This window comes from Sphingobium sp. C100 (assembly GCF_000508185.1).
GTDB lineage: Bacteria > Pseudomonadota > Alphaproteobacteria > Sphingomonadales > Sphingomonadaceae > Sphingobium.
The window spans coordinates 79261-90997 of the sequence record NZ_AYOY01000176.1 but is presented as its reverse complement, the minus strand read 5'-3'; the positions used below and the strand labels follow the sequence as shown (position 1 = coordinate 90997).

General features: G+C 63.8%; 11 protein-coding genes. 5 read left to right on the top strand and 6 right to left on the bottom strand.

All coding sequences use genetic code 11. The features are described from left to right. From C100_RS42275 to C100_RS42265, 3 genes are all read right to left on the bottom strand, one after another. A partial coding sequence (locus C100_RS42275) for a permease (RefSeq protein ID WP_024021183.1) occupies nt 1-1373 on the bottom strand: 1373 nt, incomplete at its 3' end. Beyond that, entirely contained in the window at nt 1373-2104 is a 732-nt protein-coding gene (locus C100_RS42270) for a GntR family transcriptional regulator (protein WP_024021182.1), read from the bottom strand. The genes C100_RS42275 and C100_RS42270, both read right to left, overlap by 1 nt. 6 nt (nt 2105-2110) lie before the next feature. Next, nucleotides 2111-3001: an N-acetylmuramic acid 6-phosphate etherase gene (locus C100_RS42265; protein WP_024021181.1), complete on the bottom strand. Its 891-nt coding sequence runs from the start codon at nt 2999-3001 to the stop codon at nt 2111-2113. 175 nt (nt 3002-3176) lie between these two features. Here C100_RS42265 and C100_RS42260 point away from each other — a divergent pair, with 175 nt between their 5' ends. The 3 genes from C100_RS42260 (at nt 3177) to C100_RS42250 (ending at nt 6325) form a co-directional block, all read left to right on the top strand. Further along, a complete protein-coding gene (locus C100_RS42260; protein ID WP_031310023.1) occupies nt 3177-4235 on the top strand; it encodes an SIS domain-containing protein in 1059 nt (352 codons plus the stop codon). After that, complete coding sequence (nagA, locus tag C100_RS42255; RefSeq protein ID WP_024021179.1) at nt 4232-5383, top strand: N-acetylglucosamine-6-phosphate deacetylase; 1152 nt, start codon at nt 4232-4234, stop codon at nt 5381-5383. The genes C100_RS42260 and nagA overlap by 4 nt, the downstream gene beginning before the upstream one ends. A 78-nt stretch (nt 5384-5461) precedes the next feature. Then, the gene (locus C100_RS42250; protein WP_024021178.1) at nt 5462-6325 is read left to right on the top strand and encodes a BadF/BadG/BcrA/BcrD ATPase family protein; all 864 of its coding nucleotides are present in this window, start codon (nt 5462-5464) and stop codon (nt 6323-6325) included. A gap of 101 nt (nt 6326-6426) precedes the next feature. On the opposite strand, the gene C100_RS42245 is transcribed toward C100_RS42250, so the two are convergent. Further along, the gene (locus tag C100_RS42245; RefSeq protein ID WP_024021177.1) at nt 6427-7668 is read right to left on the bottom strand and encodes a cytochrome P450; all 1242 of its coding nucleotides are present in this window, start codon (nt 7666-7668) and stop codon (nt 6427-6429) included. 118 nt (nt 7669-7786) lie between these two features. Between C100_RS42245 and C100_RS0125195 the strand changes: the two genes are divergently transcribed. Continuing rightward, the gene (locus C100_RS0125195) at nt 7787-8338 is read left to right on the top strand and encodes a TetR/AcrR family transcriptional regulator (protein WP_024021176.1); all 552 of its coding nucleotides are present in this window, start codon (nt 7787-7789) and stop codon (nt 8336-8338) included. 175 nt (nt 8339-8513) lie between these two features. Continuing rightward, nucleotides 8514-9752 (top strand): MFS transporter, encoded by a 1239-nt coding sequence (locus C100_RS0125190; protein ID WP_084625477.1) that lies wholly within the window; start codon nt 8514-8516, stop codon nt 9750-9752. Between the two features lie 4 nt (nt 9753-9756). Here C100_RS0125190 and C100_RS42240 read toward each other — a convergent pair whose 3' ends face one another. Together C100_RS42240 and C100_RS42235 are read right to left on the bottom strand one after the other, a co-directional pair. After that, nucleotides 9757-10314: a nuclear transport factor 2 family protein gene (locus C100_RS42240; protein ID WP_037530993.1), complete on the bottom strand. Its 558-nt coding sequence runs from the start codon at nt 10312-10314 to the stop codon at nt 9757-9759. A gap of 144 nt (nt 10315-10458) precedes the next feature. Beyond that, a complete protein-coding gene (locus C100_RS42235; protein ID WP_024021174.1) occupies nt 10459-11721 on the bottom strand; it encodes a cytochrome P450 in 1263 nt (420 codons plus the stop codon). Nucleotides 11722-11737 lie beyond the last annotated feature (16 nt).

Sequence of the window (11737 nt, the reverse complement as noted above, 5' to 3'; positions counted from 1 at the left end):
GCCCCGCCGATCAGGCGGGGCAGCAGGAAGGCGAAGCCCGACAGAAAGGCATATTGGGTGCCGGGATAGCGCGGACTGACCAGCATGGAGAGATAGACGACGAACACCGCCCCCTCCAGCCCATGGCCGAATTGATCGACACCCGCCGCGACATAGAGGACGAAGGCGGAGGGTTCGGCGTACCAGAGCCAGACGAACACCCAGTTGCCGACCGCGGACGCGCAGGCGCCAATGATGAGGGCAAGCGTCATGGGCAGTCGCGCGACGCACAGGCCGCCGAGCGCCACACCCGCCATCGAACAGGTCAGCGCCACCACGCCGTCCGCCATGCTGATCTGTTCCAGACTGTAGCCGGCCGCGTTCCAGAGGGGGTGCGACAGGGTCAGGGTCAGCACGTCGCCCATGCGGTAGAAGGAAACAAAGGCCAGAACTGGCAGCACCGCATAGCCGTAGCGCCAGAATATCTCGACATAGGGTGCGACAAAGCCGGGCATTTTGGCGGGCGCATCGACAGGCAGGCGACGGATGCGGGGCAGGGCGATGGCGAGCGCGATGAAGGGCAGCAGCGCCACGGCCAGCACGATCGGCGTCACATTGGTCTTGGCGGAGAAGCCTGCGCCCTGCACGGCGGAGAGCAGCCCCCAACCGACTAGCGCAATGGCGACCCCGGTCGTCAACAGGATGAAGAGCGCAATGACGGTGCCGCTGATGAGAGCGCGGGCGCGGCCTTTTGATCCTTCCACTTCAGGCCGCATCGCGGCGAGCATGGGGAAGGGCAAAAAGGCGGCGAAGGCGATGGTGAGATAAGCCCAACTCCAGTCCGCCCAGGCGGCAACCAGCACCGCGCCGCTACCCGCCGCCACCATGGCGCTGCGATAGCCCCAGAGATTGGCGGCGACGATCGGCCCCTGTTCGGCCTGACTCGGCGCCAATTCGATGCGCCAGCCATCCGCCGCCACTTCCAGCGTGGTTGTCCAGAAGGCGAGCAGGATCGCGAAGAGGGCGGTGAGCGGCAGGCTCTGGTCGCTTGACGTGAAGGCCATGGCGACCATCGACAGGAAAATGCCGAGCTGCGAGAGCATGATCCAGCCGCGCCGTCGTCCCCAGAAGCGCGAAAAGCCGGGTACGCTGTAGCGGTCGAGCAGGGGCGCCCAGGCGAATTTGAATGTCGGCAGCAGTGCGATCCAGGCGAAGAAGCCGATGACGACGATATCGACGCCATGCCGCGCGAGCCGCAGGGTCAGCACGGCGTTGAACATGTAGAAGGGCAGACCCGCTGAAAAACCCAGCAACAGGTACAGGCCCAGGGTGCGCAGCGGCGGCCGTTTGGCGGCGGGTGCTGCGCCCATGTCCACCGCGGTCGTGGAGGCCATCAGCCGATTTCCTTGAGTTCGGTGACGAAGTCATAGCGATCGCCACGATAGACAGAGCGGGTGAATTCCACCGCGCGGCCGCTCGGGATGCGGGTCAACCGCTCGATCCGCAGCACCTCGCTATTCTGCCGAACGCACAGCAGTCCGGCTTCGGTGGGTGTGGCGAGCGAGGCGCGAACGCGTTGAGTCCCGGAAGTCGGGCGAAAGCCACTATGGCCCATCGCCTCATACAGCGAGTCGCCGATGGTCGAGAGATCGGGCAGGCAGTCGGCGGGCACCACCGCATGTTCGATCGCCAATGGTTCCCCGCCCGACAGGCGCACCCGCCCCAGCCGGGCGACCCGCGCGACGGGGGATATGGCGAGCGCGGCGGCTTCCTCCTCGGTCGGCTGGGCATAGTTTTTCATCATCCAGATGACGCCGGGATCTTCGCCCCGCGAAATGGCGTCGCTGGTGAAGCTGGAGAGGACGGAGGCGGGGGCCTCGATCCGCCGCGCGACGAAGGTGCCAGATCCCTGTTTGCGGAACAGCACGCCTTCCTCGATCAGTTGCTCGATCGCCTTGCGCACGGTGACACGCGAAATACCGGCCATTTCGCTCAGGTCACGCTCGGAAGGCAGCGCATTTCCGGGAGTGATGCCCCCGCTTTCGATATGGTCGCGCAGGCTGCGCGCCAGTTGCAGGTAGAGCGGCGTGCCGTCCTGGCCGCGCGCGATCAGTTTCTCCCGCATCTCCCCTTATCCCCCCTTTTGCATGGCCCGCATCGCGTCCGCCAGATTCTGGCCATGCGCTTCCAGCAGACTCTGTGCCTCCGCCGTCGCCATCCCCATGGCGACGAGTATCGCCTGCTTGATGTCTTCCCCCGTGGCGTCCAGCGCGCGCGCCGCCGTTGCCAACTCCACACCGGCAATGTCGCGCACCATGGCCTGGCCACGCAAGCGCAGCTTTTCATTGGAAATGCGCATGTTGATCATGCGTCCACGATAGACGAGGCCCTTGCGGAGCATGATTGCGGTCGACAGCATGTTGAGCATCGCCTTTTGCGCCGTGCCGGCTTTCATCCGGGTGGAGCCGGCGACGATTTCCGTGCCGGTTTCCGCAACCAGACCATGGTCGGCGGCGGCGAGCAGGTCGGTGCCGGCATTATTGGCGATGCCGATGGTCAGCGCGCCGGCCTCGCGCGCGGCAACGATCGCCGCAAGGGTATAGGGCGTGCGGCCACTGGCGGCGACGCCGATCACCACATCCTGCGCGCCGATGCGGGCTGCGGCGATTTCGGCGCAGGCGGCATCCGCATCATCCTCAGCGCCCTCGGCCGCCTCGGTCAGCGCGGCTAGCCCCCCCGCCATCAGGAAGAATAGTCGATCCTGCGGCCAGTTATAGGTGGGATAAAGCTCTACGCCATCCTGCACCGCAATCCGGCCAGAGGTTCCCGCGCCGACATAAACCAGTCGTCCCTCCGTCCCCAACCGGCTGGCGGCGGCTTCGGCCGCCAACGCGATCCGGCCGACCTGCGCCCTGATCGCGCCGATGGCCGCAATCTGCCCTTCCAGCATCGCCTCGACCGCCAGAGAGGTCGGCCATTGGTCGATATCGACATAGCGCGGATCAATGGCTTCGGTACTCATGGATACTCCATGGCCGGACATTGACGCCGGCGCTGTAATCGGTTCAGCTCCATATCGGCCAGTTTCCGACATGCGCATAGTCTGTGGATCGCTCATCTGGTATTATCTTTACCGCATATCGATGCAACCAAATTAATTCCAATTGCCCTTCCTTGGTCATTTGGTATTGTTCGGCATGATCAACGATCCTGGCGACGGCATCATCACGCTCATGGCGCGCGAAGCGGCGGAAGCGCCCGAGCGGTGCGCGCACCAGATCGCGCGCAATGCCGATCTGGTGCGCGCCGCAGGCCAGCGGCTGCGGGCGCTGGCCCCGCCCTTCGTTGCGACGCTGGCGCGGGGCAGTTCGGATCAGGCAGCGGCCTTTGCCAAGATATTGCTGGAAACCTGCGCGCGCGTCCCGACGCTCAGCCACGCGCCGTCAATCGGCTCCCTCTATCACGCCACCTCGCCGCATTTCAGGGATGTGCCGCTGATTGCCATTTCGCAATCGGGACGCAGCCCTGACTTGATCGCCGCGGCGCAGGATGCGCAGCGACAGGGCGCCCTGCTGGTCGCCATCGTCAACGACGAAGCCTCGCCACTGGCCGAAATGGCGGACATCTGCATCCCCATCCATGCCGGTCCCGAAACCAGCGTGGCGGCGACCAAGAGTTTCGTCGCTACCTTGGTCGCGATCACGCATCTGGTCGCTGAATGGAGCGGCGACGCTGCGTTGCGCGCCGCGCTGCCCTCAGTGGAGGACGTCCTTCGCGCGGCTGTTGCCGCCGACTGGACAGGCGCAGTGCCGCTGCTGCGTGACGCACCTAGCATGTTGGTGCTGGGACGCGGCCTGACCTTGCCGATCGCCGGGGAGGCGGCGCTGAAGCTCAAGGAAACATCGGGCCTACATGCTGAAGCGTTCAGCATTGCCGAAGTCGCGCATGGTCCCATGACCTTGGTCGGGAAGGGCGATCCGGTTCTGGTCCTTGGGCCTACCGACGTCGCGCGGACGGGACTGCGCACACGGCTGGAGGATTTTCACGCACGCGGCGCGCAAGTGATCGCCGCCGGTCATCCAGATGATGTCACCGCTGCGACGCTGGTGCTGCCCGGCCAGCCGGAGACACATGCCGTGCTCGGCGCCATTGCGCAGATCCAAAGCTTTTATGGTCTCGCCAATGCCCTGTCGCTGGCGCGGGGGCGCAATCCCGACCGGCCGCCGCATCTGGCCAAGGTGACGCGGACCTTATGACCGTCCAGGCTCTTGTCGGCGCGGACATCCTTCTGCCGGACGGGATCGTTGCCGACAGCGCACTGCTGGTGGATGGCGCGCGCATCGTGAAAGTCGCGCGGCGCGATCGGCTTCCGGCGGGATGCACGCAATTCGCGCTGGAGGGCGGATGGCTGCTGCCCGGCTTCATCGATACGCAGGTCAATGGTGGTGGCGATGTGCTGTTCAACGACCAACCGGATGCGCAAGGTATCCGCACGATCGCGCAGGCGCACCGGCGCTTCGGCACGACCGGCTTGTTGCCGACGCTGATCAGCGATGATGCCGCCGTCGTTGATGCGGCGATAGCGGCGGGGGACGATGCGTTGACCCAGGGGATGCCCGGTATATTGGGCGTCCATATCGAAGGGCCGCACCTCAACCCGGTGAAGAAGGGCATCCATGATGCCAGCAAATTCACTGTCATCGACCCGGCTGTGCTGGAGCGACTGACACGCCCGACCGTCGGGCGGCGGATCGTGACGCTGGCGCCCGAACTGGCGCCGCCGGGGACGATCGGGGTGCTGGCGAAGGCGGGGGTGCTGGTGGTGGCAGGGCACAGTCTGGCCAATTACGACCAGACGGTCGCGGCGCTTGCCGAGGGGCTTGCCGGTTTCACCCATTTGTTCAACGCGATGACGCAGATGGGAAGCCGCGAGCCGGGCATGGTCGCCGCTGCGTTGCTGGATCGCAATAGTCATTTCGGACTGATCGTCGATGGGCTGCACGTCCATCCGGCCGCCTTGCGCGTCGCATTGGCCGCGCGCGGGTTGGGCGGCGTGATGCTGGTGACGGACGCCATGCCACCGGTAGGGGGCGCGCGGGCGCACTTCACCCTGATGGGCCAATCCGTCCAAGTGGTCGACGGCACCTGCCGCGGACCGGACGGCACGCTTGCCGGATCGGCGCTCAGCATGGCGCAGGCTTTCCGTAACGCTATGGACATGCTGGGCTGTTCGATGGTCGAAGCCTCCCGCATGGCGAGCGGCAACCCGGCCCGCTTCCTGCGGCTGGAGGGAGAAACGGGCGCCATCGCACCGGGGTTGCGCGCGGATCTCGTTCATCTGGACGGGGATCGGCGGGTGCAACGGACCTGGATTGGCGGACAACTGAGCGAAGCGGGCGAATGAAAACATTGGTCGATCGATTGCGCGCGGGCGATATATGCGCCCGTTACTGATCGACAGGCAGTAAGGACGGGGCCATCCATGACCTATTATCTGGGCATCGACGCCGGCGGCAGCAACTGCCGCGCGCGGCTGATCGACGCGAACGGCACGATCATTGGCGTCGGATCAGGTGGGACCGCCAATGCGCGGATCGGCCTGGAACCGCTCTACACGACCTTGCAGGCCGTGTCGCAGCAGGCGATTGCCCAAGCGGGATTGTCGGAAAGCCAGATCGCCACGATCCGCGCGGCCATGGGCATCGCAGGTATCTCGCGGCCAGGCGTGCGGGATGCCCTGGCTCGATTCGCCTTTCCCTTCGCCTCCGTAACCTATGAGACGGATGCCTTCATCGCCAATCTGGGCGCGCACGGCGGCGCGGATGGTGCGATCCTCATCCTGGGCACCGGCAGCATCGCGCAGGTGCGCGCGAATGGCCATGATTTCACCATTGGCGGCTATGGCTTTCCCATTTCCGACGAAGGCAGCGGCGCGGCGCTGGGCCTCAGCGCCATGCGTCATGCACTGCGTGCGCTCGACGGGCGGACCCGGGCGACGCCGCTCAGCCGCGCCGTTACCGAACGTTTCGGGCATGACACCGCAAAGGCCATCGCCTGGATGGATCAGGCGAGCCCGAAGGACTATGGCAGCTTCGCGCCGCTGGTGATGGACTATGCCGGGGCGGACGACGCCATCGCCCGTTCGATCGTAGAGGATGCCGTCCAGCATATCGAACGCTTCATCGAGACCATCTTTGAGCGCGGAGCCAGCCGCTGTGCGCTGGTCGGCGGCCTCGCACCCCGAATGCAGCCCTGGCTACGCGCACGCACCGTCGCCCGGCTCAGCCCGATGTTGGGCGATGCGCTGGACGGGGCCTTGCGCATGGCAGGCTACGGCCCCGACTGACCGCTATGGGATAGTTGGCAGGACGGCCAATCTACCCCGCTGGCAGCGGGAGCCATGATGGCGACCTCTATCATGCGCTTATGTGCCTCGCCACCAGACGGCTAGTCCCATCGGATCGGAAGCGAGGACATGGACAGCATCATGCCGGCATGAAAGACGGGTGGGGCATCGGGATCAAGCCGGAATTCGGGCAGGCGCCGCAGCACAATCTCATAGAGAGTCTGGAGTTCGATCCGCGCGAGGTGGGAACCAAGGCAGCGATGTGGACCGGCGCCGAACGCCATATGAACCTTATTTTCTCGCTGCGGGTCAAACATGATAGGCTGATCAAACTCAGCTGCGTCGAGGCCGCCCGCCGGCATGTAGAGGACGATCATTTCGCCTTCCTTGAGCGCCTGGCCGCGAAACTCGGTATCACGCGTTACGCGCCGTTGCGAGACGGTGAAGGTATAGCGACGCAGCAATTCCTCGGCAGTGTCGACGATCAAACCCGGCTCGGCGCGAAGGCGGCGCTGCAACTGAGGGTCGAGCGCCAGATGGCGGATGCCGAAACTCATTCCGTTGATGACGGTATCCAGCCCCGCAAGGAACAGTAGTGCGCCATAATCCTCCATCAGGTCGTAGGACATGGGCTCACCGTCCAGTTCCAGGCTCCACAACAGGCTGATCAGGTCGTCCTTGGGGTTGTCGCGACGGTCGAGAATTTCGTCCTTCATGGCTTCGGCGATGGCGCGGACGCGGCGGCCCTGCTCCATCGGATCAGTGCTGGGAGCGAACACTTCCCGCACCAGCGCGCGGAATTCGGCCAGTCGCGATTCGGGCAGGCCCATCATCTTGAGAAACACGCGGACCGGCAATTGTTCGTTCACCGCAGCGAAGAAATCGCAATTGCCCTTATCAATCACGTCGTCGATCAACGCTTCGGTGAGCGCCTCTATCTCTGTCTTGAGCGCCATCATGGCCTTGGGCGAGAAGGCGCGCTGGAGCGGCGCGCGGAATTTGGTGTGTTCGGGTGGGTCCATCAGAATCGGCGTCAACTCGATCATACGCGGCGCGCCGGGCGGCATCGAGGCCTGGATCATTGCCTTGCGTTCCGGTGAGAAGGGGGCGCTCGAGAACAGGTCGGGCGCACGGAACAGTTCGAAAATGTCGGCGTAACGCAATGCAATCCAGTGGCCGCCATTGTGCGGCGTCCAGAAGAAAGGGGGAGCCTCATCGATCAACTGCGCGATCCGCGCGTGCGGATCGGCCAGCAAACCAGCGTCATTATGGATGTCGAAATCGAAACGCAGAGCGGGCGGCACATGCGCGGGCTGAGCGGCGAGCGTCGACGCATTCGACATGATGGCAATCCTGTCCTGAAAAAAGTCGCGGCAGCGGCCGAAACCGTTATATGTAACCCATCGATTACATAGTTGAGGCATGGCCATTCTGTCAACATGACTCTAGTGAAAGGGAGAGATGGAACGGGGATATAAGCGCAACGCGGAAGAGACACGGGTCCGGCTGCTGGCGGCCGCTCAAGCGGCGTTTGCGCAGCAGGGCTATAGCAGCACCGGCATTCGCGAGATTGCGGCCAGGGCCGGAGTCAATTCGGCTCTGCTCGCGCGCTATTTCGGGTCGAAGGCGGCGCTGTTCGAGGCGGCGCTCGTGCAGTCGATCAACCTGGCTGGCTTGACGGCCGCGCCGCGTGGGGTGTTCGGACAGGCGCTGGCGGACCATTTGCTGGAGGAGCCGGCCGGCCCGCGTGGCCTGGCCTTTGCGGTGGCGACCAACGATCTGTCGAGCGCTCAAATCGTGGCGCGGGTGACCGAGCAGCACGCCATCGAACCGCTGGCCGCTTGGCTCGGGGCGCCGGATGCGCGAGCGCGAGCGCTACGGATCGTCATGTTGGCGTCGGCTGTGTGTCTGCTCGCGCGTCAGCGCACGCTGATGCAGGGCAAGGCAGCCGATCTGACGGGCACGCGGGACTGGTTCGCGCGCACGGTGCAGGATGTTGTCGATCAGCAATGATTTACGGCGACGGTCGAGTTCCTGTGGGGCATCGGCCCGGCGATCCCGTCATTCGGTCGCGCCGCCATAGCGCATCGCTCGCTCGGCAGGGCTAGGCGGACGCGGCCTGAGGTTTTATCGCAACGAGGATCGGTCCACCTTCTTGCGGGCCGCGCCTCAGAGAAACGATCTGATCATGCCTATGCCGCTCTCGTCCGCTCCTTCGTCCGCATCGATCTTTGCAGCGGATACAGCATCCCAGGCGGGATCGCGCCTGGTGGTTGCACTCTGCTTTGCAACCGCGATGATCGAAGGCTTCGACATCCAGGCCATGGGAGTCGCCGCGCCGACCATGCTGCCTGCGCTGGGTCTGTCGCCGGCACAGGCAGGATGGGCGTTCAGCGCCAGCCTGTTCGGCCTGATGTTGGGCGCGGCGATCGGTGGTTATTTCGCCGACATCAAGGGCAGGCGGCCGGTACTCATCCTGTCCACGCTGATTTTCGGACTGATGACAATCGCAACCGCGCTTACCCATGATTATCTATTGTTGCTTGCGGTGCGCGTCGCCGCTGGGGTGGGACTGGGCGGCGCCATGCCAATGGTGGTGGCGATCAGCGCGGAACGCGCAGCCGCTAACGCTCGAGTCCTCACCGTGGCCTTCGCCACGGCGGGAATGCCTCTGGGCGCGGTCATCGCCGGATTGCTGGCGCGCTTTGCGCACGGGCCGGACGTTTGGCAGCTGATCTTCTGGGTGGGAGGCGCAGGCGCCCTGGTGCTGATGCTGTTTCAGTTCTGGTTGCTGCCCGAAACCCGGGCGCCCATGCCGCCGCGTGCGCCGGCGGAACGCGTCGTACCCAGCCGAACAGGTGTCATGCTGCTGGCGCTGACCTGGACGAGCATCGGCCTTATCTCTTTGATGCTGCACTTGATGCTCAACTGGTTGCCCACCCTGCTGACCGGCAAGGGGGCAGCGCCCACTACAGGCATGGATGCGCTCGTCCTGTTCAACGTTGGCGGCATGATAGGCGCAGTTGTGCTGGGCGGATGGGTCGATCGGCGCGGCTTTCGCTGGGCCATCCCGATCGCGTGCGTTGCGTTGAGCATATTATTGCTGATCCTGGCGGGCGCGCAGTCCATGGTGGCGATGAGCCTGCTGGGCCTTGGCACCGGCTTTTGCGTGGTGGGCAGCCAGTTCACGCTCTATGGCGCGGCAAGCACCTTTTTCCGCGGGGCCGTGCGCGGGCGAGGGGTCGGGTCTTCGGTGGCCGCCGGGCGATTTGGGTCGGCGCTGGGGCCGCTGGTCGCTGGGCAATTGTTGGCGTTAGGGGTCGGATCGGAAAATGTTTTCCGTCTGCTGGCGCCGGTCGCGCTGCTTGCCGCTCTGACGATCTTCCTGCTGAGTTATGTAGCGCCCCGACAAGATGCTGTAATTTAAGAGACTATTGTGGTTCTGATGTTACCTCATCCTGGAACAGGCGCAGCAGGTGATAGCTGGCATCGTCCGGGAAGCGTCCGCCCGGCTTCACCGCAATGCCCATCAGTCCTTTGGACCAGTCGGCCGAATCCGGGAAATCGCGAAACCAGTCGGTCATGACCATGCGCTGCGCGATCCGCCATTCATCATCCCGACGCGTGAACCGGTCAAGATAACGGCCAGCGGCGATAACATCTTGTTTGCCCCCGCCTGCGCCAGCGATGCGCTGGATGCCCCAGAAATAGCTTTCGACATCGGCTTCGTCGCCGTGCATATCGATCAGGATATTGCCGATCATGTGAATAGCCTGGTCCATGTGGCGCATCAGCGGAAAGGCCATGGCGACGAACTGATCGACCGTTCCGACAAAATTGAGGTGATTGTCGATTGCGTCCGGCCAGTAGGCGCTGCGGATCATGGCCTCATCCAGACGATCCACACCACGCGAATAGCGAAAGAGACATTCGCGGATCGCTTCGCGATCTGGCAGTTCTTGCCGCAATTTCGAGACTTTGCTCGTCATATTTGCCCCTCCGTCCGTTATCACGCCCATCGTCTGGATCATGCAGATGACATCGGGCTGTCTTGCGCTGGCAGCGGCCTTTGACATGCGTTCGTGCTGGCATGGGTTGATGCTCCAATCCCTGGCAACGCGTTGGCGCTCAGGCTATTCCCTGTCCCAAACCAGCGGGAGATTGCGGATCGACAGCAGGCCGGGAAATACGGTCGCGTCGGCTCCCGGCTTCAGGCGGAACTCGGGAACGCGCTTGAACCACTCCTCCAGCAGCACCCGCAATTCGCGTCGGGCAAGCGTTGCGCCCAAACACAGATGGACACCAGCGGTGAAGGTGAAATGGCGATTATTCGCACGCGTCATGTCGAAGGTGCGGGGATCTGCGAACTGTTCGGGGTCGAAATTGCCGGCGCAATTGAGGCACTGGACCGAATCACCCGCCTTGATCTGAACCCCGTGCCATTCGAAATCCCGTTTTGCCGACCGCACCGATCCCAGGATCGGTTGAGTGCGCAAAAACTCCTCCACCGCTGAGTTGATGAGCGTCGGATTTTCGCGCAACTGGGCCTGAATCTCAGGTTGAAGCACCATACGACGGAACATCTGGCTGATCGTCGCCGCGACAGTGTCGAGCCCGCCCAGCCATAAGAACCAGACGATCCCTATCTTCTCTTCCTCAGTCAGGGCGCGGCCGCCCTCTATCTTGCCATGCACGATCTTCGAAACCAGTGCATCGTCGGGCTCAGCTTCCTTTTCCGCAATGAAGCTGCGCAGGAAAGCCAGCACGCCCCGCAGCGCGTCCATGCGCTTTTCCGGCTCGCTGGCGTGCAAAATATCCCATTCCCAGTCGAGAAACTGTTCGAACATCGGCGCGGGAAAGCCCATCAGCCGCATGAACACGCGCACCGGGAACACGCGGCCGAAATCCCACGCCACGTCCACTTCGCCCTTGTCCGCAAATTCCTCGATCATCTCGATGACCAGCGCGCGGATGCCATCCTCCATCTTCTTGATGGCCGCCGGTCCGAAATGCGGCATCAGAAAAACGCGATATTTGCTGTGTTCGGGCGGATCGACCGCGACGGGAATTGAACGGAAAGTCTCGCCGATCAGGGCCTGGAACTCGGCCGTTCCTTTGTTCGAGAAATAATCATTGTCCGTATAGACGCGCTCGATATCCTTATAGTGAGTGACGACCCAGAGGCCGGCCCCGTGCCGATGGCCGTGCGCAACGGCGTTGTAAAGAATGGGCGGCGCATTTGGCGCGCTCAGCCAGCCGCAAGGCTCATAGGGATCGACCAGATTATTGGGGTTGAAACCCATCGTCCAGGACAGATCGACGACGAGATCGCGCGGTACATGGTCTGGCGCAGGCGCATCGGTCCTGACGGATTGCAGTTTGTCCTCGATCGTCATCGCCCGTCTCCTTAGG